The following is a 22,598-nucleotide window of genomic DNA, read 5'->3' as shown; positions in this document are numbered from 1 at the left end:
TCTACCGTGTAGGATTCTGCGACAGCTTGGCGTTTGGCGATCCGGGAGCTGGCACGTATGATGCTTCACAAACTTCCGCAGATTAGAAGCCTATGTCCCTGATAGTTCTACTGCTTCTGCCTTTCATAGGCAGCTGTTTGGCGGCCGTGTTGCCGCACAACGCACGTAACGCCGAATCCCTGTTGGCTGGCCTGGTCGCCCTGATCGGCACCGTCCAGGTCGCATTCCTGTACCCGCAGATCGCCCACGGCGGCGTGATTCGCGAAGAATTTTTCTGGCTGCCCAGCCTGGGCCTGAATTTCGTCCTGCGCATGGACGGCTTTGCCTGGCTGTTCTCCATGCTGGTACTCGGCATTGGTACCCTGGTCTCGCTGTACGCCCGTTACTACATGTCGCCGGACGATCCGGTGCCGCGTTTTTTCGCGTTCTTCCTGGCGTTCATGGGCGCCATGCTCGGGCTGGTGGTTTCCGGCAACTTGATCCAGATCGTGTTTTTCTGGGAGCTGACCAGCCTCTTCTCGTTCCTGTTGATCGGCTACTGGCACCATCGGTCCGACGCGCGACGCGGTGCCTACATGGCCCTGATGGTCACCGGTGCCGGTGGATTGTGTTTGCTGGCGGGGGTCATGCTGCTCGGCCATGTGGTCGGCAGCTATGACCTGGACAAGGTACTGGCCGCCGGCGACCTGATTCGTGCCCATGCCCTCTACCCAATTCTGTTGCCGCTGATCCTGATCGGCGCCCTGAGCAAAAGCGCACAATTTCCCTTCCACTTCTGGCTGCCCCATGCGATGGCGGCGCCGACGCCCGTATCGGCCTATCTGCACTCGGCGACCATGGTCAAGGCCGGGGTGTTTCTGCTTGCACGGTTATGGCCTTCGCTCTCGGGCAGTGAAGAATGGTTCTACATCGTCAGCGGGGCCGGGGCCTGCACCCTGTTGCTCGGCGCGTATTGCGCGATGTTCCAGAACGACCTCAAGGGTTTGCTGGCCTATTCGACCATCAGCCACCTGGGCCTGATCACCCTGTTGCTCGGTTTAAACAGCCCGCTGGCCGCCGTCGCCGCGGTGTTTCACATTCTCAACCACGCGACGTTCAAGGCTTCGCTGTTCATGGCCGCGGGCATCATCGACCACGAAAGCGGGACCCGTGACATCCGCAAGCTCAGCGGCCTGTACAAGCTGATGCCGTTTACCGCGACCCTGGCGATGGTCGCCAGCGCGTCGATGGCGGGCGTGCCGTTGCTCAATGGTTTCCTGTCCAAAGAAATGTTCTTCGCCGAAACCGTGTTCATCAATGCCACGCGCTGGGTCGAGTTGAGCCTGCCGATCGTGGCGACCATTGCCGGCACCTTCAGCGTGGCATACTCCCTGCGCTTCACCGTGGATGTGTTCTTCGGCCCGCCCGCGACCGACTTGCCGCACACGCCCCACGAGCCGCCACGCTGGATGCGCGCGCCGGTCGAATTGCTGGTGTTCACGTGCCTGCTGGTGGGGATCTTCCCGGCCCAGATCGTTGGCCCGCTGTTGGCGGCGGCAGCGCAACCGGTGGTCGGCGGCACGTTGCCCGAATACAGCCTGGCGATCTGGCACGGCCTCAACGCACCGATGATCATGAGCCTGATCGCCTTGTCCTGCGGCACCGTGGTCTACCTGCTACTGCGCAATCAATTCAAGCGCGGGCGCTTCAAGCGACCGCCCATCATTGGTCGCCTGGACGGCAAGCACCTGTTCGAATATGCCTTGGTCGCCATCGTGCGCCTGGCCCGTCGCCTGGAACCGCGGATTGGCACCAAGCGCCTGCAAATGCAATTGTTCCTGGTGGTGCTCGCCGCCGTGCTGGCGGGGTTGATCCCCATGTTGCACAGCAGCCTGCACTGGGGTGACCGGCCGAAAATCCCGGGCTCGATCGTGTTCGTCACCCTGTGGTTGCTGGCCATCGCCTGCGCCTTGGGCGCGGCCTATCAAGCCAAGTATCACCGTCTCGCGGCCCTGACCATGGTCAGCGTTTGCGGGCTGATGACCTGCGTGACCTTCGTCTGGTTCTCGGCGCCGGACCTGGCCCTGACGCAACTGGCGGTCGAAGTGGTGACCACGGTGCTGATCCTGCTGGGCCTGCGCTGGCTGCCACGGCGAATCGAAGAAGTCTCGCCCTTGCCGAGCAGCCTGCGTCGGGCGCGCGTGCGGCGTATCCGCGACTTGCTGCTGTCGACCACGGTCGGTATCGGCATGGCGTTGCTGGCCTACGCCATGCTGACACGCCAGACCCCCAACGACATTTCCTCGTTCTACCTCAGTCGCGCCTTGCCCGAGGGCGGCGGCAGCAATGTGGTCAACGTGATGCTGGTGGACTTCCGCGGCTTCGATACCCTCGGCGAAATCACCGTGCTGGTGGCGGTGGCCCTGACGGTCTACGCCCTGCTGCGTCGCTTCCGCCCTCCGAAAGAAAGCCTGCAACTGCCGGCCCAGCAACGCTTGCTCGCACCGGACGTGGTCACCGACCTGGTCAACCCGCGCCACGCCAGCGACACCGCACTGGGCTTCATGATGGTGCCGGCGGTGCTGGTGCGCCTGCTGTTGCCGGTGGCGCTGGTGGTGTCGTTCTACCTGTTCATGCGCGGGCACAATCAGCCGGGCGGCGGCTTTGTCGCCGGGCTGGTGATGTCGGTGGCGTTCATCCTGCAATACATGGTCGCCGGCACGCAGTGGGTCGAGGCGCAAATGAGCCTGCGGCCGTTGCGCTGGATGGGCACCGGGCTATTGTTCGCCACGGCCACGGGGCTGGGGGCGATGGTGGTCGGCTATCCGTTCCTGACCACCCACACCTGGCATTTCTCGTTGCCGTTGCTGGGTGACATCCACCTGGCCAGCGCGCTGTTCTTCGACATCGGCGTGTACGGCGTGGTGGTCGGTTCAACCCTGTTGATCCTCACCGCCCTCGCCCACCAATCAGTGCGCGGCCACAAAACCGCTGCCCAACCCAAATCCGTTGCCGACAAGGGAGCCGTCTGATGGAAGAAGTCATCGCAATCGCCATCGGCGTACTGGCCGCGTCCGGCGTCTGGCTGATCCTGCGCCCACGGACGTTCCAGGTGGTCATGGGCCTGTGCCTGTTGTCCTATGGCGTCAACCTGTTCATCTTCAGCATGGGCAGCCTGTTCATCGGCAAGGAACCGATCATCAAGGATGGCGTGCCGCAGGACCTGTTGCACTACACCGACCCCTTGCCACAGGCGCTGGTCCTGACCGCCATCGTCATCAGCTTCGCCATGACCGCGTTGTTCCTGGTGGTGTTGCTGGCCTCCCGGGGCCTGACCGGCACTGACCATGTGGACGGCCGGGAGCCCAAGGAATGATGGCGATGTCGCACCTGATCGTCGCGCCGATCCTGCTGCCGCTGCTGACCGCCGCGATCATGCTGATGCTCGGCGAGAAGCACCGGCCGCTCAAGGCGAAGATCAATCTGTTCTCCAGCCTGCTCGGGCTGGGCATTGCCGTGGCGTTGCTGCAATGGACCCAGACCACCGGCGTGCCCGGCTCCATCGGCGTGTACCTGCCGAGCAACTGGCAAGTGCCCTTCGGCCTGGTGCTGGTGGTCGATCGTTTGTCGGCGTTGATGCTGGTGTTGACCGGCATCATCGGCGTCTGCGCCCTGCTGTTTGCCATGGCGCGCTGGGACAGCGCCGGTTCGAGTTTTCACGCGCTGTTCCAGATCCAGTTGATGGGCCTGTACGGCGCATTCCTCACCGCCGACCTGTTCAACCTGTTCGTGTTCTTCGAAGTGCTGCTGGCCGCGTCCTACGGCTTGATGCTCCACGGTTCGGGGCGGGCGCGGGTGTCGTCGGGGCTGCATTACATCTCGATCAACCTGCTGGCCTCGTCGCTGTTCCTGATTGGCGCGGCGCTGATCTATGGCGTCACCGGCACTCTGAACATGGCTGACCTGGCGGTAAAAATCCCGCTGGTGTCCGCGGCGGATCGCGGCTTGCTGCACGCCGGCGCGGGAATTCTTGCGGTCGCGTTCCTGGCCAAGGCCGGGATGTGGCCGCTGAATTTCTGGCTGGTGCCGGCCTACTCTTCGGCCAGCGCACCGGTGGCGGCGATGTTCGCGATCATGACCAAGGTTGGCGTGTACACCTTGCTGCGTTTGTGGACGTTGCTGTTTTCCACCGACGCTGGGGCATCGGCCTTCTATGGTGGTGACTGGCTGATCTACGGCGGCATGGCCACCATCGTCTGCGCCGCCCTTGCGATCCTCGCCGCGCAACGCCTGGAACGCATGGCCAGCCTGAGCATCCTGGTGTCGGCGGGCATTCTGTTGTCGACCATCGGTTTCGCCCAGCCGAACCTGGTCGGTGCGGCGCTGTTCTATCTGTTCAGCTCGACCCTGGCGTTGAGCACGCTGTTCCTGCTGGCCGAACTGATCGAGCGCTCGCGCTCGGCCAACGAAGTGCTGCTCGAGGATGAAGCCGAACTGCTGCCCCGGCCGCTGGAGTCGCTGCACCCGCCCAAGGGCATCAACCTCGACGACGACCGCAAAGCCGTGGTCGGCCAAGTGATTCCCTGGACCATGGCGTTTCTTGGCCTGAGCTTTATTGCCTGTGCCTTACTGATCATTGGCATGCCACCGCTGTCCGGGTTTATCGGCAAGCTCGGGTTGATTGGCGCCCTGCTCAATCCGCTCGGCCTGGGCAACAGTGGCGACGCACCGATTTCCAATGCGGCATGGGGGCTGCTGGTGTTGTTGATCGTGTCGGGGCTGGCCTCGCTGATCGCGTTCTCGCGCCTGGGCATCCAGCGTTTCTGGACGCCAGCGGAGCGCCCTTCGCCGGTGCTGCGACGCTTCGAGTTCGTGCCGATCTTCGCGCTGCTGGGCTTGAGCATTCTGCTGACCTTCAAGGCCGATGCGCTGTTGCGCTACACCCAGGCGGCGGCCGATGCCTTGTACAACCCGCAGCAATACATCACGGCGGTGCTCAACACCCAAGTCGTGCCCAACCCGCCGCCCCACGCAAGCACGCCGCAGGTGCAACCATGAAGCGTCTGTTTCCGGCTCCGTTGCTGTCGCTGGCGTTGTGGCTGCTGTGGATGCTGTTGAACCTGTCGATCAGCCCCGGCAACCTGCTGCTGGGTGCGGGGCTGGGCTTCTTTGCGCCATTGATGATGCGCAGGCTGCGCCCGCTGCCAGTGCGCATCCGCAGGCCGTGGGTGATTGTGCGCCTGGTGTTGCGGGTGGGACGCGATGTGCTGGTGTCCAACGTTGCCGTGGCGTGGCAGGTGCTGAATGCGGGTCGCCGCCCGCCTCGTTCGCGGTTCATCAAGGTCCCGCTGGACCTGCGTGACGCCAACGGCCTGGCTGCTTTGTCGATGATCACCACGGTGGTGCCCGGCACGGTGTGGTCGGAGCTGGCGCTGGACCGCAGCATTCTGCTGTTGCACATCTTCGATCTGGACGACGAGGCGCTGTTCATCCAGCACTTCAAGGCGACCTACGAACGCCCGCTGATGGAGATCTTCGAATGAGCCCGCTGCTGTCGAACGCGATCCTGCTGAGCCTGTTCCTCTTTTCGCTGGCGATGATCCTGACCCTGATCCGCCTGTTCAAGGGACCGTCGGCCCAGGACCGGGTCCTGGCGCTGGACTACCTGTACATCGTCGCAATGCTGATGATGCTGGCGCTGGGCATTCGCTATGCCAGTGATACCTACTTCGAGGCGGCGCTGCTGATTGCGCTGTTTGGTTTTGTCGGTTCGTTCGCCCTGGCGAAATTCCTGCTGCGTGGTGAGGTGATCGAATGAATACGGCATTGTCGTTGTGGGTGGAGATCCCGGTGGCGATCCTGCTGGTGCTCGGCAGCCTGTTTGCCCTGATCGGCGCCACCGGTCTGTTGCGCATGAAAGACTACTTCCAGCGCATGCACCCGCCAGCCCTGGCCTCGACGCTGGGCGCATGGTGCGTGGCACTGGCGTCGATCATTTACTTTTCGGCGCTCAAGTCCGCGCCGATTTTGCACGCCTGGCTGATCCCGATCCTGCTGGCGGTGACCGTTCCGGTGACCACGTTGCTGCTGGCTCGGGCGGCGCTGTTTCGCAAGCGCATGGCCGGGGATGATGTGCCGGCCGAGGTGAGTAGCCGGCGGACTGAGAGTGGTCGTTAGATCAGGGATTTTCAGTGTATGGGCGGGCCTCTTCGCGAGCAGGCTCGCTCCCACAAGTAGTACGCCGCCCTCTGTAGGAGCGAGCCTGCTCGCGATAGCGGTAGACCCGCTGGCTTCAAGCCCAGGCCACCGCCAACAGCCCTGCCCCCAACACCACACACAACGGCGAATACACCCAGGTATCGAGCCGGGCAAATTTCGAGCCCTTGACCTCTTTGAAAAAACCCACCAGCTCCGAATCGCCAATGGCTCGGGCAAACAGCAAAATCGCAATGGCGCTGATCACCCACTGCAACGACCAGTGATGCAACGGTGGCAGCCACCACCCCACCCGCCAGCACACCAACACCGCAATCAACAACAAAGCCGCCGCCACCACCAGCGTGATCCAGCCGCGCGGCTTGAACGCTGGCTTGAGCTGCGCACTGCCCTCCTGCGGCACTTGCGGCACCGCTGCCACTGCCGCCCACTCACCACCCAACGCCCAATACACATGGACCAGACTGATCACTGCGAAGATCGTCACCAGCCATTGAGCCAACAGCAAGGTCATGGTTCAGAGATCCTTGAAAGGGATATGAACAGAACAGGCTAGTCGGCTTTTTCACAAGTGCGCGGGCGAGTGCAAGACCAAAAGCTCATACCCGCGCCCGCTCACATTCCGGCGGAGACTTTATCCGCGACGTCCTTGGGCACCCAGGCCTGCCAGACGTCCGGGTGGGCCTTCATGAAGGCCTCTGCCGCCTGACGCGGTGGCGTGTGTTTCTCGCTCATCTCGGCCAGCGCCTTGTTCAGCGGGTCGATAGGGAAATCGACCTTGGTGAAAAACTCGGCAATCTGCGGGTACTGTTTCTGGAAAGGCGTGGACACACCTATGGACAGTTTCGAGGCCAGCGAGCGGGTCGGTTGCGGGTTGGGGTTGTCGGCGTCGGTGAGGGTCTTCCAGGCTTCGGCATTGAAAGGCGGCTCTTCCAGTTGAATCAGCTTGAAGCGGCCGAGCAACGGTGTAGGCGACCAGTAGTAAAACAATACCGGTTTACCGCGACGGATCGACGACGTGATCTCCGCATCCAGTGCCGCACCCGAACCACTGCGGAAATTCACGTAGCTGTCGTCCAACCCGTAGGCCTTGAGCTTCTGCTTGTTGACCACTTCCGAGGTCCAGCCGATGGGACTGTTAAGGAAGCGGCCTTTGGTCGGCGCTTCCGGATCCTTGAACACGTCTTTGTATTTCGGCAGGTCGCTGACGCTGCGCAGGTCCGGTGCCAGCGGCTTGATACCCTTGGCCGGGTCGCCCTTGATCACGAATTCCGGTACCCACCAGCCCTCGGTAGCCCCCTTGACCGTGTCGCCAAGACTGACGACCTTGCCCTCGGCTTCCGCCTTGACCCACACCGGGCTGCGCCCAGCCCACTCTTCGCCGATGACCTGGATGTCATTGTTGGCCAGTGCGGTTTCCAGGGTGATGGTGGTGCCCGGTAAAGTATCGGTCGGTAGTCCGTAGCCCTTCTCGACAATGATGCGCAGGACGTCGGTAATCAGGCTGCCGCTTTCCCAGTTCAGGTCGGCGAAGTGGATGGGTGCCTGGGCGGCAAATGCCGGGACGGGCGTCACCAGCATTGCGAAAGTGGCCAGGGCAACGGCCAGCAACCGTCGAAATCCGTTCATGCTTTTGCACCTCGTGCTGTTCTCAGCAATAGCAGGATGGCCTGGCAGTGGACCGCGAAGCCTCTGAATACTCAGTCCACTGACTGTAGTAGAGGTTCCTGCTTTTGAGGGGCATGGATCAGTTTTCGGAAATTTCCTGCAAGCGCGCCAGCTCTCGTCTGACCATGCTGGCGTATTCCGCCGGTTGCAGTTGGTAAAGCTGTGACGCCACCCAGTTCAGCCAGGCCCCTTGCAGAATGGACTTCTGCCCGAACAGCCGCCGCGCTTCGTCTTGAGCACTGGCCAGGTTCTGTTCGTGGAAATCGGCGCGGGCCAGGGTCATCACTCGCTGGCCTTGAAGGTCACCAGTTCGCCCTTGCGCCACTTGGCCGCTTTGGCGGTCACGGCCTTGAGGGTCTTGGTCAGGTTTTCCTGCAATTGTTGATGGGCGGCAAACACCATCACCACGCTGTGACCTTCCTTGAAGACAACCCCTTGCCCGTCCGCCGAAGTGACGAAGGCGTAATCGCCGATGCCGTATACCGTCAGCTTGATGTCGCGGAACCTGATGTCCAGTTTGCCGCCTTCGCGACTGGGCAGTACCGAGGCGCTGAAGTGATCGCCCACCTTGAGTTTGAGACCGGGCTTGTCATCCACCACCAACGCTTCTTCGGTGTCGATTTCGGCAATGTAAATGCCTTCGGCATTCTGTTCGGTGATGTAGACGAAACGTGACTGAAACTGCTTGACCAGCTTTGCGCGCAAATCACCCAGCACGAACAAAGCATGCATATCGAGATTACTTACTGCCAAGGAAACATCCCCACATCTGAAAATTGGTGCCGTGCGCGAAAAAAACCCACAGCCAAAAAAAGCGGCAATGCCGAAGGTGTCGCAAAGAACCCGCATTGAAGTCCTGAATGAGCAGTGCACTCATTCATCACGAAGCTTGAGAAGACTACTGGAACCTCACTCGCATCGTCCTGCCTGGTATTCGTCACAGGTTGAAGGAAAACACCCTTCCTGCTGCCAGAAAATTATGGACTATAAACTTCGGGGAAAAATCTCATAAAGAAAAACACTTTTCCTACATATCGTCCGCAAAAAATTGCTTTAGATAAACACCATTCCCCCCCCACCAGTGAGGGTGATTCTAGAGCAGCGACGCGCTTGCAGACTAGCCAAAACGACGTACATACGTCGGTAAAACAATGAAAAGGACTTCATATGTGCACATTGACACACTTTGCTTATCCCCTGATGCCAGACACCCTGGCGGCCCCGCTCTCGCACCCGCCGGCGTCCCACACCGCTGCACTGCTGAACGATGCCCCGGCGCGCCCGCGATTCCGGGTGGTGATGGCCGGCCATGCCTTCTTTCATATCAAGGATATTTCTACGGGCAGTGTCAGAGGTTTCCGCACCAACCATAACGAAGCCTGCGCCCTCGCCCGCTTTCTCGAATCACGTTGTTGACAGGCCCGCCGCATTCATTTTCCACGACGCTTCGTCTGCCCGCCGACTTATCTCAGCTATCGACGGGCAACTACTGCCATACTGCCCGCCTAATAAAACGCTTCCGTAGAAATCGGGCTGCGTAGACAACAACAATATATTTCCAGGGGAAGTCTGCAACGTGACGGAATTTGATATCGGCGAGTTTTTTATCCGGGGCGAAGCCAGAGAAGTCGGTGGCGAGTTCCAGGCCGTGATTGTCATGCGCGCCAAACCACCACTGAAAACCGTGACGTATCATCAGGTCGAAAAAGATCGCTGGTTCAAATCCTCCGATATCGCCGCCGTAGCGGCCCAGGAATCGGCGCGGGAACTGAAGGCTGCGGTCGATGCAGGAGCACTCAAGGCCTGATCGCCGGGTTGACGGTCTATGCTCACCGTTGCAATGGAACATCGTGATCGAACTCTGTCCGTGCGGCGCCCTCGAAGTCAGGACACCGCGCTTTGCTTCTCGACCCGACTGATGACCTGCAAGGAGATGAAGATGGAATCACCGACCCACGACCTCAAAGGCCTGTTCGACCAACTCGGCCTGGACTCCAGCCAAAAAGCCATAGACGACTTCATTGCCAGCCACTCCCTGCCCGACGACAAGAAACTCATCGATGCCGAGTTCTGGTCACCGCAACAGGCCGGTTTCCTCAAGGAACAATTGCGCGAGGATGCCGACTGGGCGCGGGTGGTCGATGACCTGAACCTGCGCATGCACCAGTCATACTGACCGCGAGGTTCAACGCAGGCTGCCGGCTCTTTCGACGTTCAACTGCGCCAACCAGGCAGCCTTGCACTCTTGCGCTTCATCGCGGCTGGAATACGCCGTCCCCCGACGTTCGCCATTGAGCAATACCACCCAACAGACCCTGCGCCCCATGGAACGCAAATTGGCGGGAACACCGCTGCCGATCATGACCGCGACATCAACTTTGCTTTGCATGCTGACCTCTCGAATTTAATTAGCAACCTAATTAGTAGGTATGTTAATTAGTTTTTCAACGAGGAAACAGCACACCGCCTGCACAGGTTCGTTGCAGGGCTGGTAACAATCTGGCGAAAAATCGCAGACAACAGAACGCAAAATCGCAGCCTCCTGCAACAGCCTACGTTAACGAGGTAGGCGCTGCCGGAGGCTGCGATCTTTTCAAGACAGCCCGCATTACCCGGGCTGTCTTGCAAAATCAGGCCTGACGCTGGTGCTTGTCGATTTGCTCGTGGCGTTCCTGAGCTTCGATGCAGTACTTGGTGGTCGGGCTGATCAGCAGGCGCTTGAGGCCAATCGCCTCGCCGCTGTCGTCGCACCAGCCGAAGCTGTCTTCCTTGATGCGCTCAAGGGCTTGTTCCAACTGAGGCAGCATGCGCTGGTCGCGATCGATCGCGTTCACCAGCCAGGTGCGCTCTTCTTCGACCGACGCCGCGTCTGCCGGATCGGCCGGGGTGTCCAGGCTTTCGATGGCGATGCGGTTCTGTTCGATGCGCTCATGGGTTTCGACTTTCATGTTCTGCAACAGCTCGGAGAAAAAAGCATGTTGCTCGGCATTCATGTAGTCATCCGCCGGCATGGCCAGCAACTTGTCCTTTGTCATTGATATCTCTATAAAAAAACGTGCATTAAGGCGAATAAGGGGAGCGTTCCGGCAGACCTGGTCTGGCCTTCGGAAAGGCGCCGTGTGTTCCAAGCGCCACCCGGCACTCAATTTACGAGGGGCGGCAGTCTACGGCCGACTTGAGGCCTCAGCAACCGAAAAGACTGCGAATCTGTCCGACAAAGCCCGGAAAATGCTCTACGGCAGGCTTTGGAACGGTAATCGGAGTGCGTTTATAGCAAGAAATTCAATCGAGCGGCTGTATATAGAAGACAAACGGCTGCACGCGGCATATTTCACCTTCATTTGCAGGGCGCTGAACCTCAGCTAAGGTTGTCCCTCCCGAAATGGCCATATAAAGGAAGGGGCTTGAGGTGTTTGTCGGTACGCCGATTGACTGACTGATTTGTTTTGCCTGATGGGCCGTCTTCGCGGGCAAGCCCGCTCCCACAAGGATCATGCTGAACCTGGGGGAGCGGGTTTGCCCGCGAAGCTTTTTGCAAACTTCAGTCGATTCAGTGCATAAACAACGCTATCAGGATAATGATCGGGATTGGCACGCCGAGAAAAAACAGCAGTAGTGAGCGCATGGTAGTTCTCCTGGATTAACGGATCGGTGCAGTGGTGACGTAGGTGTCGGTTTCCAGATACACCACGGTGTCCCGACGACGACCACCGAAGGTCGCGGCAAGGCTGGCGAAAAACGCACCGGCCAGCAACGCAACGAACATCCACAGCGTGGTCCACGCCGCTACTTTCGCAGCGGTATCAGCGGCCTGTTGCGCGGCGGTCTTGGCATCGGCCAGGGCTTTCTGGGTCCGGGCATACACGTCATCGACACGGCGTTCGGCGTCGGCCTGGGTCAGGTTGGTCCGTTGTGCGACCATTTGCGCCAGATAGGTGCGATCCTCAGGCGTCAAGCCACCCACGCTCAACGAACGCACAAAAATGCGCGTGACAGTGCCTCGGGCCGCATCGTCGCTGACGGCAGCGGGACGATCATCACGGAACAGGCTGTCGACGAAATAACCGTACTGGTCGCTGTTGGTATTGGCCGCGGCAGTGCCTGCCGCCTGGGTCGCGGCACTGGCGGCACCACCGACCATGTTCGCCCCGGCCTGCACACCCCCACTGACCAGACTGCTGACCGAACCGGCCACCAGCGTCGCCGTCACCAGCGTCGCCACGCACCAGGCAAGGAAACCATGGGCCGTGTCACGAAAATAGACTTCATCACCGTGCATGTACGCCCACTTCACCCGCAGCCGCCCGGCGAGGTAGCCGCCGGCGCCCGAAGCGACAATTTGCGTGAAGGCCAGCCAGACAATGGTCGAGATTCCCAGGCCCTTGGCGCTCACGCCTTCATTGGCCCAAGGCGAGACGGCGGAAAAGCCCAGGCCGAAGCCGAGCAATACCAGGATCAGCGACAACGCCGCCGCCGCAGCGGCACCGGCGAATATCGCTCCCCAGGACACGCCCGAGAGCGTGGTCGACTCATCCACGGAGGGGTAGAAACCATCAGAGGATCTATTCATTGTTATGTCGCTCCAGGCAGAAAGATGGTGTTACAACTCACCTACACTTCATTGCAGTCACCGTGCCATTCGCTTACTTCAAATAATTCGTTCCACTTCAATGGGTTACTAACTTTGAACTTTTACAGACCATGCAATATGCAACGAACCGTTAGACCCAGCGGGTTTTATGCATTGACCCAAGCCTGGAATATCCATGAACTTTTATTTAGTAAGAACGCCCTCGTTTCTTGGCAAAATGCCGCACAACGTTGTGAACAACTCATCAGGCCCGCTTTATGACCCGCATCTTGACCATCGAAGACGACGCCGTGACCGCCCGGGAAATAGTCGCTGAACTGAGCAACCACGGCCTCGAAGTCGACTGGGTCGACAATGGCCGCGAAGGACTGGAACGTGCGGTCAGCGGCAACTATGACCTGATCACCCTCGACCGCATGCTGCCCGAGCTCGATGGCCTGGCGATTGTCACCACGCTGCGGACCATGGGCGTGGCGACGCCGATCCTGATGATCAGCGCGCTGTCCGACGTCGATGAGCGCGTGCGCGGTTTACGCGCCGGCGGCGACGACTACCTGACCAAACCCTTTGCTACCGATGAGATGGCCGCGCGGGTTGAAGTGTTGCTGCGCCGGCAGAACACCGTGACCGCCCAGGCCACCACCCTGCGGGTGGCAGATCTGGAGCTGAACCTGATCAGCCACGAGGCCAGCCGCAATGGCGAGTTGCTGACGCTGTTGCCGACCGAATACAAATTGCTGGAATTCCTCATGCGCAACACCGGGCAGATCCTGTCGCGGATGATGATTTTCGAAGAGGTCTGGGGTTACCACTTCGACCCCGGCACCAACCTGATCGACGTACACATTGGCCGTCTGCGCAAGAAGATCGACCCGCCTGGCAATGTCCCATTGATTCGGACCGTGCGAGGCTCCGGTTATGTCATTGCCGAACCCGTCTAAAGGTTGGCGTTCTTCCAGCAGCCGTTTGCTGGCGCTCTACAGTTCGTTGTTCGTGATCTGGAGCGGGATCCTCATGGGGGTCATGTACTACGAGGTTTCCGCCTACCTGGACAACCTGGCCAAGCATTCGCTGATGCAACGCCAGCACCTGTTTTCGCGGTTCTCCGGTGAGCAGCTGGTCGACGCCCTCGCCGTCAGCATGACCTTCGACATCCGCGGCATCGACGCCTATGGCCTGTTCGATGCGCAACATCGCTACCTCAGCGGTGCCCTGCGCTACATACCGGACGGCTTGCCACTCGATGGCCGGATCCACATGCTCAGCGACTGCGACGCCTCCGACGACAATGAAGACCAGACACTGCCCGCCGACAGTTGCGACGCCGTAGCGACCCGCACTCTCGATGGCCGCTGGCTGGTGTTGGTGCGTGACAACGGCTCGTTGTTTGCGGTGACCCGGATCATCCTGCACGCCTTGCTCTGGGGTGTGACCCTGACCATCGTGCCCGGCATCATCGGTTGGTACTTGTTGCGGCGTCGGCCATTGCGCCGCATTCGCGGGATCCAGGTCAGTGCCGAAGCCATCGTCGCGGGTGACCTGAGTCAACGATTGCCCTTGTCCAATCGGCGTGACGAACTGGACATGCTCGCGGCGATCGTCAACGCCATGCTCGAACGCATCGAGCGCCTGATGCATGAGGTCAAGGGCGTGTGCGACAACATTGCCCATGACCTGCGCACGCCGTTGACCCGCCTGCGGGCGCAGCTTTACCGCATGCAGCAACAGGCCGGCGAAGGCTCACCGCAAGCGCTGCAACTGGACCTGGTGCTGGCTGAAGCCGACACCCTGATGGCCCGCTTTCGTGGCCTGCTGCGAATTTCCGAACTGGAAGACCGCCGGCGTCGCTCCGGTTTCGTGCAAGTGGACCCGGTGGCGTTGCTGCAAGAACTGCATGAGTTTTTTCTGCCGCTGGCGGAGGACGACGACCTGGTGTTCCAGCTGCATGTGCCGGCGAACTTGCCGCTGCTCAATGGCGACCGGGCGCTGCTGTTCGAAGCGGTGGCGAACCTGTTAAGCAACTCGATCAAGTTCACACCGTCCGGTGGCGCGGTGATTTTGCGTGGGGTCAATGATGGCGGGCACACGCGGATCGAAGTCCTCGACTCCGGGCCAGGCATTCCCGAGGTGGAACGTGAAGCGGTGTTCCAGCGTTTCTATCGCGCCGAGGCGGGCAACCAGAAAAGCGGCTTTGGGCTGGGGCTGTCCATCGTCGCGGCGATCGTCAGCCTGCACGGGTTTACGCTGGAGGTTGGCAGCAGCGAACTGGGTGGCGCGCGATTGGTGCTCGATTGTCGAGAGAGTTTGATTCCACAGGCTTGAACAGTGTTGGAGCTGATGACCCCTTCGCTGGCAAGCCAGCTCCTACAGGGTTTTGGGTGACCACAGATGGCGGTACGGCACAAATCCACTGTAGGAGCTGGCTTGCCAGCGAAGGCGACTGCTCATTCAACAAACACGTTGGCTGACACGCCGCCTTCGCGAGCAGGCTCGCTCCCACAGAGGATGGGTGTTTTGACGGTCAGGCTGGGTAGTTGGCCCGCAATGCTTGAAGCCCGCCCTGATAGATGCCGGTAAATAACGCTTCCACTTCTTCGTTGCTCACACCCACCGGTTCGAACCGCCCAGACCAGGTCACTCGCGCACCCTGCCCTTGGGCTTGAACCTTGATCGTGGCCAGGTAATCCGTCGCTGGAAACGGTGCCTCCACGATCGAATAGCTGTAGGTTTGCCCCGCGTTGTCGAACGCCTGCAGCCGTTCGATCACGACCGCGCCATCCGCCGTTTGCAGGCTGCGCACGCGGCCGCCGTCGCTGAGTTCACTCTTGGGAATGAACGGCAGCCAGTCCGGCAGCGAATTGAAACCACCAATCAATTGCCAGACCTGTTCGGCCGAAGCCGGGATGTCGATGAAGGCTGATGCAGTTGCCATGAATGCGCTCTCGTCAAAAGGATTCAAATAGCCAGGCTGTCAACGACACCGCCGTCAACCCGCAAGGCGGCGCCGGTGGTGGCCGAGGACAGCGGCGAAGCAATGTAGGCCACCAGGTTGGCGACTTCCGCGACATCCGCCACACGCTGGATGATCGAGGTCGGCCGGGCCTTGCGCACAAACGCATCGGCTTCGTCGCGGGCACTGCGTCCGGATTCGGCGGTGGCGTCCTTGAGCATGTCTTCCAGGCCATCGGTAAACGTCGGCCCGGGCAGGATCGCATTCACGGTCACGCCAGTCCCGGCCAGGCGCTTGGCCAAACCATGGGACACCGCGAGGTTGGCACTTTTGGTTACGCCGTAGTTGATCATGTCCGCCGGTGTCGCCACGCCGGATTCCGAGGACAGGAAGATCACCCGCCCCCAACCCTGCTCGACCATCTGCGGCGTGTAGTGCCGAGACAGGCGCACACCAGAGATCACGTTGACCTCATAGAAGCGCGTCCACTCACTGTCCGGGGCGTCATAGAAATCCACGGTATTGAAGATTCCGAGGTTGTTCACCAGGATGTCCGCTTGTGGTTCGGCGGCGAACAGTTTTTCCGCGCCTTCGGCGGTGCCGAGGTCAGCGGTCACGCCGCGCAATTGCGCATCGGGCAACTGTTGGCGAATGCTCGCCAGCGCCTGCTCGACCTTGGCCGTGTCGCGGCCTATCACCACCACCGTGGCGCCCGCCTCGGCCAGTGCCTTGCTGATACCCAGGCCAATGCCGGCGGTGCTGCCGCTGACGATGGCCAATTTTCCGCTCAAATCAATCTTCATGCTCAAGCTCCAATAATGGGTAAAGGTGCGCGCTCGGAAACCAGCTTCGCCTCACGCATTGCCTGCCAAGCCCACCGACCACGATATCGACGTTCTGTGCCAGGGCCGCGTCCATCAAACGTTGCAAGGCGCGGTCATGGTCGAGAAGAGTGTAGCGGCCCGCCAACAGAAAGCCGTCCGGTGGTGCTTCGCTCAGATCAAGGGTCAATTCGCAGGGCTCGACCTTGTTCACGCCCAGGCCCCAGCGTCGGCGCTGTAATCATTGATGATCCTGTTTGGGCGACCGTGTTCGAACACGCCGCTTTTTAAGGTCCCGGGCGCCGGTGTCTTCGACTTCATCGAGGATCACCCGGCCGACTTGCTGCCGAGCACGTAGTCGCCACGGTTATAGCGCGACAGCGCGGCGCCAAGGCGAATTTCCGACAGACCCGAGCCATAGAATGGCGCGGTATCGAAATAACGCACGCCGGCGTCCCTGGCAGCATGAACGGTGGGTCGACTCAAAATCCTGTAGGAGCTGGCTTGCCAGCGAAGGGGCCGGCACATCCGAAAAGGATACCTTCCAACATGCCGCGTTCGCTGGCAAGCCAGCTCCGGATTTGTGGGGGCACAACAAAGCGGGTCAGCGATAGCGATCAGGCAAAATGCTGGTGGCACTGGAATATTGCACGGCACTGGATGGTTCCACGATCGCCACATCGACCGACCGCAAACGCATCGGCTCAGACTCGCGCAGATACACCGGCATGTCGGTCACCGGTGGCATCGCCGGAATCTCGAAGTACATCTGCACCACCCAGCCACGGTGATAGCTGGCGTGGTTGACCACGTGCATCAGCATCGCGCCGGCGCTCATGGTGCCGCTTTCGCCCGAGACGAAGGTGAACTCCACGGGCTTGTCCAGCGACGCATCGGTTTGCCGGGCGCTCCAGTCGCAGTACCAGTGATCAAGGTCTTTTTGTGCCCTGCGCAAATCATCCAGGTCGGCACACAGCAGGTCATGAGAGGTCTTGAAGCCATGGCCGTGACCTTCGAGGTGGGCCTTCCAGATGCAGTCCACGACGTAGACGTGATTGAGGGTACCGAGCATGTTGTTGAATACCGACACCCGATCCTTACTGACTTCCCCGGGCGGCAATGCCGCGAGGCTGTCAAAAAGACGCTGGTTGGCCCAGCGCTTGTAATCGGCCAGCAGGCAGGCCGTGCGTACGGTGATCATCAGAGTTCTCCGATGGCGGTAAGCGCACTCCCTAGCATAGACCCGATGGCCGCCGGGCATCGCCAACGCTGATCATCGGTCGTCTGCGGGCCAACCGCCTGCGATTCTCACATCGAACCACGGGCACCAGGGAACTCTCGGCGATCGCCGCGCATCCTAAATGATGTGGTACTTCCCTTATGCTTCAAGCTGTCGGAGGACACCGTCATGCGCCGTCTATTTATCATCTCTTCCCTGCTCCTTTGTTTGCCCGCAGGTTCCGCCCTGGCCAAAGTGGATGCCGGCGATGTCGCCACGTCCGCCGGGGTTTCCGCCTCGCTGTATTCGACGTTCAAAGATCACAAAATGATGATTCCCGCCCGGGATGACGCCTCCAGCTTCGTCGCCAGCGGCGGTGCGATCCGTGGTGCCTACCTGGAGTCGGTGCTGAAAAAGCTCCGCCAGGACAACCCCGCCCTCAACAACGCAAGCGACGAAGACCTGGCTCGCGCCATCCTCGTGCAGGAGGGTGTGGCCGCCGATCAGTGATGATCACCCGCGCCAACGGTGGGGCTTGTGACACCTGGAGTGCGTTTCCAGCCCTGCCTGGCGTGCGTGCCGGTGGACAGTCGGGCCCACCCGGCCACCCGTTGTGCGTTGATGCTAACCCCACCGCACACCACGATCACCACATCGTGCGCCTCGGCAATTGCCGGGTGGTCGAGGTAGGCAATCGCCAGTGAGACCCCGCATGCCGGTTCGACCAGTTGGCGCAAATCATTGGCATAGTGCACCACACCCAGAATGGCATCGTCATCACTGAGCACCACGCAGTCGTGGGGGAATTCAATAATATGCGCGACGGGCCAGGCCGCCACTTGCGCGGCACCCAGGGAGGTGGCGACGGTATCGATTTTCGGCAACTTGACCGGATGCCCAGCCACGATGGCGGCGGCAAACGACGCCGCGCCCTCGGTCTCGCAGGCAACGATGCGGCAATCAGTGCGCCCATGCCGGATTAGTCCGGTGAGCAACCCCGCCAGCAATCCACCGCCGCCCACTGACGTCACCACTGCATCGACTTGTGGGCAGTCTTCAAGGATTTCGTCGATCAGGGTCGAGTGCCCCTCCCACAACACCGGGTGGTCGAAAGCCGGCACGAATTCGCTGTCGGCATTGTCGGCAAGCGCCTTGGCCCGTTGATTGGCTTCGTCCCAGACTTTGCCCTGGACGATCACCTCGGCACCGGCGCTGGCGATCCGGGCCCGGGTGCTTTGCGGGGTGGTGTTCGGCACCACGATGCAAGCTTGCAGCCCCAGTTGGGCGGCGGCCATGGCGGTGGCCAGTCCCGCGTTCCCGCCTGATGGACAGACCACTTTGCGCTTGCCTTGCTCCTTGGCGCGACTGCACAGCAAGCCCATGCCACGCAGCTTGAACGAGCCACTGGGTTGCAGGTTTTCCAGTTTCAGCCAGATGCGCCGGGTCGGCGTCGACAGGCCGGGATACAGGATCAAAGGCGTTCTGATGTGAAGCATGGCAGTTCCTGTTACGCGCCGCCGGCTCGCCAAACAGGTCGACGAGCCCCGCGGTGAACGGTCCTCTCTTGCAAGTTTAGTTCACCTGGTTTCACCCGCGAATAAGTGGCGCTTACGAACTGAGAAACGCTTTCGCTGGCAAGCCAGCTCCTACAATGAATGTCGAGGCTACTAATTCTGAGGAGTCGCTATGAACATCTCACCCACACTGGCGTTTTTTGCGGTTGTCTCCACCCTCGCCTACCTCGCGCTGGCGATCTGGGGGCTGGGTGGTTTTGCGGCTTACTTCAGCCATGGTGCGCTGGTGGTCGTGGCGCTTGCGACATTGGTCATGGCGGTCGCTTCGCTGTTTACCGAAGTCAACTTGAACTCGGGCGAGCGTGAGGACCGGGCCAATCGTTGGGTGCTCCCGATCTTCGGGGTGATCGGCTTGCTGAGCGGTTTTTTGCCGGCCAACACCGACCGCATCGATGTATGGACGTTCGGCGGCGAAGGTGGGCTACCTGGGGATGATGGTCCTGCGGGCGAGTCAGTTGAGTCGCTTGGACTTGAAGGCGCCATCGACGCAATCAAGCAATGAGCCAATGGCCCAGGGTTTCTTGATGAATGAAACGGCGTGGCGTACGCCGGAACTGGCCGGGGTTTCGAAACCGGACATGATCATGATCGGCTTGTCCGGCCAGCGGTCGCCGAACTGATTGGCCAGGTCTGCGCCATTAAGCGTGCCGGGCATGGTGATGTCCGTCAGCAGCATGCCGACCTGCGGCGCATGCTGTTCCAGATAGATCACGGCCGCATCGGCACTGATTTGCGGCTCGACCACAAAACCTTCTTCCTGGAGAATTTCGCAGAGAAACTCCAGGATCAGCGGATCGTCCTCTACCACCAGAATCAATCCACCAGGAAGATATCCGCCCGCCGTCGGTATATGACTCATGACCGTGCCACTCCCTGATTCCTCAATGATTTCGCGGTCTCTAATCCGCTACCTACAGGTATGAGCAGCGGACTCGGCGGAAATTCATTTTTGATACAGCCAGATGAACGATCGGGAATCAGTGGCGCTCCGTCAACCTGTAGGAGCGGGCTTGCCCGCGAAGACGTCCGCCCAAACAACACTTGCATCGATTCATCACTAATAGTCAGATAGGGCCTTCGCAAATCTCGTCCATACACCTTGCCCCGCGCACCACCGGCGGCCGGTGCGGAGCCCTTCTTTCATGCGTCAACTGCCCTCGCTCAACATGCTGCGCGTTTTCGAAGAAGTCGCGCGGCATCGCAGTTTCAGCCAGGCCGCCCTGGGGTTGAACGTGACCCAGGGCGCCGTCAGCCGGCAGATCAAACAACTTGAAGATTATCTGGGCGTGGCGCTGTTCATTCGCACGCCCCAGGGCCTGTCACTGACCGAAAGCGGCGCCGCCCTCTCGCCGCACCTGGCCGAGGCCTTCGACCACATTGAACGCGCTCTGCAAGCGGTGCGCGTGCCCAATCTGCGCCAGCGCTTGCGCATCGTGGCGCCACCGACCTGGGCCACGCGTTGGCTGTCGGCGCACCTGCGCGCGTTCGTGCAACGCTATCCCGACATCAGCCTGAGCGTGACCAACTCGCTGGGCCACGAAAGCCTCGCAGAAATCGACTGCCACATCCGCTTCGGCCTCGAAGCCGCCAGCCATTGCAACAGCCGCTTGCTGGTGATGGAACGGCACATCGCCGTGGCCAGCCCGGAACTGTTCAGCGACGGCGAGCCACCGGACCTGCGTCAATTTCCATTGCTGCACATCCTGCACGATGGCAAGCGCCTGAAGGTCTGGGAGAACTGGCTGGCGGCCATGGGCCGGGACGATGTCGACGCCGGGCAAGGGCTGGAATTCAGCACCCTGGACCAAGTGATCCACACCGCACTGGCGGGCGGCGGGCTGGCGGTAATCGACCGGCAGATGATCGAAAAGGAATTGGCCAATGGCAGCCTGTTGCCGATTACCCCGGTGGAAGTGCTCGGGCCGTATGGCTATTGGCTGGATGTAGCGAACGACAAGCAAGGCTTGTCGAAGGTGCGCCTGTTTACCGAGTGGCTGAGCCTGGTCAGCAACCCCTGACCCACCCACATCCCCTTGTAGGAGCTGGCTTGCCAGCGAAGACAGCGTGTCAGTCAACACAGATGTTGAATGTGCTGACGCCTTCGCTGGCAAGCCAGCTCCTACAATTGGATCGGTGGTTGTCGGTCAGACCGGAGCCGCGACTTTCGCCGACACAGTGCCACCCTCCCCCGGACTCTGCGCCTTGCACGCCTGGCTCAAGGTCAGCGACTTGGTCTCCGGTGCCCAGGCCCACGACAGCAGCGCGCCAATCGCCAGGATCGTCGCGAGAATGCCCATGGTCGGGCTCAGGCCAATCCCCGCTACGCTGACCGGCAACAGGAAGGTACTGATCGCCGAACCCAGGCGACTCACCGCCGTTGCCAAGCCAATCCCGCTGGCGCGCACTTCGGTCGGGAAGCTCTCGGCCGGGAACACACCCACCAGGTTACTCACCGCCGACAGCACCAGGGTGAACAGGCCGAACACCAGCACCATCAGCCACGCCGCACTGCCCGGCAACACCGCCAGCAAAAACAACGCCACGGCGAGGATGATGAACGAGTTGATCAGGAACCCGCGTCGGGTGAACTTGATGGTGCACCAGATGCCGATCAATGCGCCGAGGATCAGCAGCATGTTCAACATCAGTTCGGTGCCGAAGCCTTCGGCCAGGCCCATCTTCTGCAGGATCGACGGCAGGAAGGTGTAGATGGCGAAGTACGGCATGACGATGCACACAAAGAACAGGCAGTTGAACGCCGTACGCTTGCGGTATTCACGGCTAAACAACACCGCGTAGCCGGAACGGGTTTCGGTGGAACGGGTTTCGTCGAGTTCGACGTGCTCGCCGAGATGCTTCTTGACGATAGCCCGCGCCTCGGCGATGCGACCCTGATTGACCAGCCAGCGCGGCGATTCCGGGGTACCGATACGGGCGATCAGAATCAGTGCCGCGGGGATCGCCGACGAAGCGAGCATCCAGCGCCAGGCGTCGTCGCCGAGGCTGAGCATGGCGGTGCCAACGAAGGTCGCGGCGACGTAGCCGAAGGTCCAGATCACGCTGAATGAGCCGAGCAACACGCCGCGATGCTTTCTCGGGGCGAACTCGGCGAGCATGGCGTGGCCGACGCTGAAATCACCGCCCAGGCCAATGCCGATCAGCACTCGGCAGAGGAACAGCGCCATCGCCGACTCAACGTAGAACTGCATCACCGAAGCGAGGGTGATCAGCACAAAGCTGACCAGGAAGATTTTCTGCCGGCCGACCTTGTCGGAGATCCAGCCGAAGAACAGGCTGCCGAGGAACAGGCCAATCAGGGCCGAAGCGCCGATCAAGCCTTGCCAGAATGCATCGAGGTGCATCTGCGGGCTCAGCAGGGTGAACGCGATACCAATCAGGCCGAGGATATAGCCGTCGGTGAAGTGTGCGCCGAAGGTCAGGCCGGCGATTTTGATGTGAAAGCGGCCGATGGGCAGGTCATCGATTTTTACCGGTTGTACGGACATGTAAATCTCCAATTGTTGTTATTGACGGAGAAATGAAACCGATCGTTTTTTTCTGTAGGCGCGAGCCTTTTGTG

Annotated in this window: 26 protein-coding genes and 2 pseudogenes; 14 read left to right on the top strand and 14 right to left on the bottom strand. The window is 60.7% G+C overall.

Annotated features, from left to right (window positions below; genetic code table 11):
- Positions 1 to 92 precede the first annotated feature (92 nt).
- The 6 genes from J1D76_RS19040 to J1D76_RS19015 are packed head-to-tail and all read left to right on the top strand — an operon-like array spanning position 93 to position 6,156.
- Positions 93 to 3,011, top strand: a complete 2,919-nt coding sequence (locus tag J1D76_RS19040) for a monovalent cation/H+ antiporter subunit A (RefSeq protein WP_421139835.1) — start codon at positions 93 to 95, stop codon at positions 3,009 to 3,011.
- Positions 3,011 to 3,355, top strand: a complete 345-nt coding sequence (locus J1D76_RS19035) for a Na+/H+ antiporter subunit C (RefSeq protein WP_007986256.1) — start codon at positions 3,011 to 3,013, stop codon at positions 3,353 to 3,355. The genes J1D76_RS19040 and J1D76_RS19035 overlap by 1 nt, the downstream gene beginning before the upstream one ends.
- Positions 3,352 to 5,037 (top strand): monovalent cation/H+ antiporter subunit D, encoded by a 1,686-nt coding sequence (locus tag J1D76_RS19030; RefSeq protein WP_421139834.1) that lies wholly within the window; start codon positions 3,352 to 3,354, stop codon positions 5,035 to 5,037. The genes J1D76_RS19035 and J1D76_RS19030 overlap by 4 nt, the downstream gene beginning before the upstream one ends.
- Complete coding sequence (locus tag J1D76_RS19025; protein ID WP_421139833.1) at positions 5,034 to 5,522, top strand: Na+/H+ antiporter subunit E; 489 nt, start codon at positions 5,034 to 5,036, stop codon at positions 5,520 to 5,522. Before J1D76_RS19030 ends, J1D76_RS19025 begins: the two co-directional genes overlap by 4 nt.
- Positions 5,519 to 5,797 (top strand): K+/H+ antiporter subunit F, encoded by a 279-nt coding sequence (locus J1D76_RS19020; RefSeq protein ID WP_421139832.1) that lies wholly within the window; start codon positions 5,519 to 5,521, stop codon positions 5,795 to 5,797. Before J1D76_RS19025 ends, J1D76_RS19020 begins: the two co-directional genes overlap by 4 nt.
- Positions 5,794 to 6,156 carry a Na+/H+ antiporter subunit G gene (locus tag J1D76_RS19015; protein ID WP_421139831.1) on the top strand — a complete coding sequence of 121 codons (363 nt, stop codon included), beginning with the start codon at positions 5,794 to 5,796 and terminating at the stop codon, positions 6,154 to 6,156. Before J1D76_RS19020 ends, J1D76_RS19015 begins: the two co-directional genes overlap by 4 nt.
- A 115-nt stretch (positions 6,157 to 6,271) precedes the next feature.
- Here J1D76_RS19015 and J1D76_RS19010 read toward each other — a convergent pair whose 3' ends face one another.
- The 4 genes from J1D76_RS19010 to J1D76_RS18995 all read right to left on the bottom strand — a co-directional run bounded on the left by J1D76_RS19010 (position 6,272) and on the right by J1D76_RS18995 (position 8,595).
- On the bottom strand, positions 6,272 to 6,709 hold the full coding sequence (locus J1D76_RS19010; protein WP_421139830.1) for a DUF3995 domain-containing protein: 438 nt from the start codon (positions 6,707 to 6,709) through the stop codon (positions 6,272 to 6,274).
- A 101-nt stretch (positions 6,710 to 6,810) separates the two neighbouring features.
- Positions 6,811 to 7,824 (bottom strand): ABC transporter substrate-binding protein, encoded by a 1,014-nt coding sequence (locus J1D76_RS19005; RefSeq protein WP_421139829.1) that lies wholly within the window; start codon positions 7,822 to 7,824, stop codon positions 6,811 to 6,813.
- A 118-nt stretch (positions 7,825 to 7,942) separates the two neighbouring features.
- Entirely contained in the window at positions 7,943 to 8,146 is a 204-nt protein-coding gene (locus tag J1D76_RS19000) for a hypothetical protein (RefSeq protein ID WP_421139827.1), read from the bottom strand.
- Positions 8,146 to 8,595 (bottom strand): hypothetical protein, encoded by a 450-nt coding sequence (locus J1D76_RS18995; RefSeq protein WP_421139826.1) that lies wholly within the window; start codon positions 8,593 to 8,595, stop codon positions 8,146 to 8,148. Before J1D76_RS18995 ends, J1D76_RS19000 begins: the two co-directional genes overlap by 1 nt.
- A gap of 435 nt (positions 8,596 to 9,030) precedes the next feature.
- Here J1D76_RS18995 and J1D76_RS18990 point away from each other — a divergent pair, with 435 nt between their 5' ends.
- The 3 genes from J1D76_RS18990 (at position 9,031) to J1D76_RS18980 (ending at position 10,039) form a co-directional block, all read left to right on the top strand.
- Entirely contained in the window at positions 9,031 to 9,279 is a 249-nt protein-coding gene (locus tag J1D76_RS18990) for a hypothetical protein (protein ID WP_421139824.1), read from the top strand.
- A 160-nt stretch (positions 9,280 to 9,439) separates the two neighbouring features.
- Positions 9,440 to 9,670 carry a hypothetical protein gene (locus tag J1D76_RS18985; RefSeq protein WP_421139823.1) on the top strand — a complete coding sequence of 77 codons (231 nt, stop codon included), beginning with the start codon at positions 9,440 to 9,442 and terminating at the stop codon, positions 9,668 to 9,670.
- 132 nt (positions 9,671 to 9,802) lie between these two features.
- Positions 9,803 to 10,039 (top strand): DUF2789 domain-containing protein, encoded by a 237-nt coding sequence (locus tag J1D76_RS18980; protein WP_421139821.1) that lies wholly within the window; start codon positions 9,803 to 9,805, stop codon positions 10,037 to 10,039.
- A 9-nt stretch (positions 10,040 to 10,048) separates the two neighbouring features.
- Here J1D76_RS18980 and J1D76_RS18975 read toward each other — a convergent pair whose 3' ends face one another.
- The 3 genes from J1D76_RS18975 to J1D76_RS18965 form a co-directional block, all read right to left on the bottom strand.
- Complete coding sequence (locus tag J1D76_RS18975; protein WP_421139820.1) at positions 10,049 to 10,252, bottom strand: hypothetical protein; 204 nt, start codon at positions 10,250 to 10,252, stop codon at positions 10,049 to 10,051.
- Positions 10,253 to 10,493: 241 nt separating this feature from the next.
- Positions 10,494 to 10,898: a TraR/DksA family transcriptional regulator gene (locus tag J1D76_RS18970; RefSeq protein WP_007907888.1), complete on the bottom strand. Its 405-nt coding sequence runs from the start codon at positions 10,896 to 10,898 to the stop codon at positions 10,494 to 10,496.
- Positions 10,899 to 11,503: 605 nt separating this feature from the next.
- Positions 11,504 to 12,433: a hypothetical protein gene (locus J1D76_RS18965; protein ID WP_421139819.1), complete on the bottom strand. Its 930-nt coding sequence runs from the start codon at positions 12,431 to 12,433 to the stop codon at positions 11,504 to 11,506.
- A 278-nt stretch (positions 12,434 to 12,711) separates the two neighbouring features.
- On the opposite strand from J1D76_RS18965, the gene J1D76_RS18960 reads away from it, so the two are divergent.
- On the top strand, positions 12,712 to 13,395 hold the full coding sequence (locus J1D76_RS18960; RefSeq protein ID WP_421139818.1) for a response regulator transcription factor: 684 nt from the start codon (positions 12,712 to 12,714) through the stop codon (positions 13,393 to 13,395).
- A complete protein-coding gene (locus J1D76_RS18955; protein ID WP_421139817.1) occupies positions 13,373 to 14,776 on the top strand; it encodes a sensor histidine kinase in 1,404 nt (467 codons plus the stop codon). Before J1D76_RS18960 ends, J1D76_RS18955 begins: the two co-directional genes overlap by 23 nt.
- Positions 14,777 to 14,975: 199 nt before the next feature.
- Here J1D76_RS18955 and J1D76_RS18950 read toward each other — a convergent pair whose 3' ends face one another.
- The 4 genes and pseudogenes from J1D76_RS18950 to J1D76_RS18935 form a co-directional block, all read right to left on the bottom strand.
- A complete protein-coding gene (locus J1D76_RS18950) occupies positions 14,976 to 15,386 on the bottom strand; it encodes an SRPBCC family protein (protein WP_421139815.1) in 411 nt (136 codons plus the stop codon).
- 23 nt (positions 15,387 to 15,409) lie between these two features.
- Positions 15,410 to 16,207, bottom strand: coding sequence for an SDR family NAD(P)-dependent oxidoreductase (locus tag J1D76_RS18945; RefSeq protein ID WP_421139814.1), 798 nt, complete (start codon positions 16,205 to 16,207; stop codon positions 15,410 to 15,412).
- Between the two features lie 70 nt (positions 16,208 to 16,277).
- Positions 16,278 to 16,708: pseudogene (locus tag J1D76_RS18940) on the bottom strand (aldo/keto reductase); the annotation flags it as partial.
- 121 nt (positions 16,709 to 16,829) lie between these two features.
- Positions 16,830 to 17,426, bottom strand: coding sequence for a DinB family protein (locus tag J1D76_RS18935; protein WP_421139813.1), 597 nt, complete (start codon positions 17,424 to 17,426; stop codon positions 16,830 to 16,832).
- Positions 17,427 to 17,633: 207 nt separating this feature from the next.
- Here J1D76_RS18935 and J1D76_RS18930 point away from each other — a divergent pair, with 207 nt between their 5' ends.
- Complete coding sequence (locus tag J1D76_RS18930; RefSeq protein WP_421139812.1) at positions 17,634 to 17,954, top strand: DUF2388 domain-containing protein; 321 nt, start codon at positions 17,634 to 17,636, stop codon at positions 17,952 to 17,954.
- Here the strand turns inward: J1D76_RS18930 and J1D76_RS18925 are convergent.
- Positions 17,948 to 18,940, bottom strand: coding sequence for a pyridoxal-phosphate dependent enzyme (locus tag J1D76_RS18925; RefSeq protein WP_421139811.1), 993 nt, complete (start codon positions 18,938 to 18,940; stop codon positions 17,948 to 17,950). The genes J1D76_RS18930 and J1D76_RS18925 overlap by 7 nt on opposite strands.
- Positions 18,941 to 19,130: 190 nt before the next feature.
- On the opposite strand from J1D76_RS18925, the pseudogene J1D76_RS18920 reads away from it, so the two are divergent.
- A pseudogene (locus J1D76_RS18920) lies at positions 19,131 to 19,436 on the top strand (isoprenylcysteine carboxylmethyltransferase family protein); the annotation flags it as partial.
- A gap of 33 nt (positions 19,437 to 19,469) precedes the next feature.
- On the opposite strand, the gene J1D76_RS18915 reads toward J1D76_RS18920, so the two are convergent.
- The gene (locus tag J1D76_RS18915) at positions 19,470 to 19,877 is read right to left on the bottom strand and encodes a response regulator (RefSeq protein ID WP_421139809.1); all 408 of its coding nucleotides are present in this window, start codon (positions 19,875 to 19,877) and stop codon (positions 19,470 to 19,472) included.
- A gap of 283 nt (positions 19,878 to 20,160) precedes the next feature.
- Here J1D76_RS18915 and J1D76_RS18910 point away from each other — a divergent pair, with 283 nt between their 5' ends.
- Entirely contained in the window at positions 20,161 to 21,036 is an 876-nt protein-coding gene (locus J1D76_RS18910; RefSeq protein WP_421139808.1) for a LysR substrate-binding domain-containing protein, read from the top strand.
- Between the two features lie 126 nt (positions 21,037 to 21,162).
- On the opposite strand, the gene J1D76_RS18905 is transcribed toward J1D76_RS18910, so the two are convergent.
- Entirely contained in the window at positions 21,163 to 22,524 is a 1,362-nt protein-coding gene (locus J1D76_RS18905; RefSeq protein ID WP_421139806.1) for an MFS transporter, read from the bottom strand.
- Positions 22,525 to 22,598 lie beyond the last annotated feature (74 nt).

The sequence above is a fragment of the Pseudomonas sp. NFX15 genome, from assembly GCF_049132105.1.
Taxonomy (GTDB): Bacteria; Pseudomonadota; Gammaproteobacteria; order Pseudomonadales; family Pseudomonadaceae; genus Aquipseudomonas.
The sequence above is the reverse complement of the archived record's forward strand: the minus strand, read 5'-3'. Positions and strand labels throughout refer to the sequence as shown.

Coding starts and splice junctions, on each gene's coding strand:
- J1D76_RS19035 (WP_007986256.1), top strand. CDS start 3,011: ATGGAAGAAGTCATCGCAATCGCCATCGGCGTACTGGCCGCGTCCGGC.
- J1D76_RS19010 (WP_421139830.1), bottom strand. CDS start 6,709: ATGACCTTGCTGTTGGCTCAATGGCTGGTGACGATCTTCGCAGTGATC.
- J1D76_RS18970 (WP_007907888.1), bottom strand. CDS start 10,898: ATGACAAAGGACAAGTTGCTGGCCATGCCGGCGGATGACTACATGAAT.
- J1D76_RS18910 (WP_421139808.1), top strand. CDS start 20,161: ATGCGTCAACTGCCCTCGCTCAACATGCTGCGCGTTTTCGAAGAAGTC.
- J1D76_RS18965 (WP_421139819.1), bottom strand. CDS start 12,433: ATGAATAGATCCTCTGATGGTTTCTACCCCTCCGTGGATGAGTCGACC.
- J1D76_RS18905 (WP_421139806.1), bottom strand. CDS start 22,524: ATGTCCGTACAACCGGTAAAAATCGATGACCTGCCCATCGGCCGCTTT.
- J1D76_RS18945 (WP_421139814.1), bottom strand. CDS start 16,207: ATGAAGATTGATTTGAGCGGAAAATTGGCCATCGTCAGCGGCAGCACC.
- J1D76_RS18930 (WP_421139812.1), top strand. CDS start 17,634: ATGCGCCGTCTATTTATCATCTCTTCCCTGCTCCTTTGTTTGCCCGCA.
- J1D76_RS18975 (WP_421139820.1), bottom strand. CDS start 10,252: ATGCAAAGCAAAGTTGATGTCGCGGTCATGATCGGCAGCGGTGTTCCC.
- J1D76_RS18950 (WP_421139815.1), bottom strand. CDS start 15,386: ATGGCAACTGCATCAGCCTTCATCGACATCCCGGCTTCGGCCGAACAG.
- J1D76_RS18925 (WP_421139811.1), bottom strand. CDS start 18,940: ATGCTTCACATCAGAACGCCTTTGATCCTGTATCCCGGCCTGTCGACG.
- J1D76_RS18955 (WP_421139817.1), top strand. CDS start 13,373: ATGTCATTGCCGAACCCGTCTAAAGGTTGGCGTTCTTCCAGCAGCCGT.
- J1D76_RS19040 (WP_421139835.1), top strand. CDS start 93: ATGTCCCTGATAGTTCTACTGCTTCTGCCTTTCATAGGCAGCTGTTTG.
- J1D76_RS18980 (WP_421139821.1), top strand. CDS start 9,803: ATGGAATCACCGACCCACGACCTCAAAGGCCTGTTCGACCAACTCGGC.
- J1D76_RS19020 (WP_421139832.1), top strand. CDS start 5,519: ATGAGCCCGCTGCTGTCGAACGCGATCCTGCTGAGCCTGTTCCTCTTT.
- J1D76_RS19025 (WP_421139833.1), top strand. CDS start 5,034: ATGAAGCGTCTGTTTCCGGCTCCGTTGCTGTCGCTGGCGTTGTGGCTG.
- J1D76_RS18960 (WP_421139818.1), top strand. CDS start 12,712: ATGACCCGCATCTTGACCATCGAAGACGACGCCGTGACCGCCCGGGAA.
- J1D76_RS19030 (WP_421139834.1), top strand. CDS start 3,352: ATGATGGCGATGTCGCACCTGATCGTCGCGCCGATCCTGCTGCCGCTG.
- J1D76_RS18935 (WP_421139813.1), bottom strand. CDS start 17,426: ATGATCACCGTACGCACGGCCTGCCTGCTGGCCGATTACAAGCGCTGG.
- J1D76_RS19000 (WP_421139827.1), bottom strand. CDS start 8,146: ATGACCCTGGCCCGCGCCGATTTCCACGAACAGAACCTGGCCAGTGCT.
- J1D76_RS18990 (WP_421139824.1), top strand. CDS start 9,031: ATGTGCACATTGACACACTTTGCTTATCCCCTGATGCCAGACACCCTG.
- J1D76_RS19005 (WP_421139829.1), bottom strand. CDS start 7,824: ATGAACGGATTTCGACGGTTGCTGGCCGTTGCCCTGGCCACTTTCGCA.
- J1D76_RS18995 (WP_421139826.1), bottom strand. CDS start 8,595: ATGCATGCTTTGTTCGTGCTGGGTGATTTGCGCGCAAAGCTGGTCAAG.
- J1D76_RS18915 (WP_421139809.1), bottom strand. CDS start 19,877: ATGAGTCATATACCGACGGCGGGCGGATATCTTCCTGGTGGATTGATT.
- J1D76_RS19015 (WP_421139831.1), top strand. CDS start 5,794: ATGAATACGGCATTGTCGTTGTGGGTGGAGATCCCGGTGGCGATCCTG.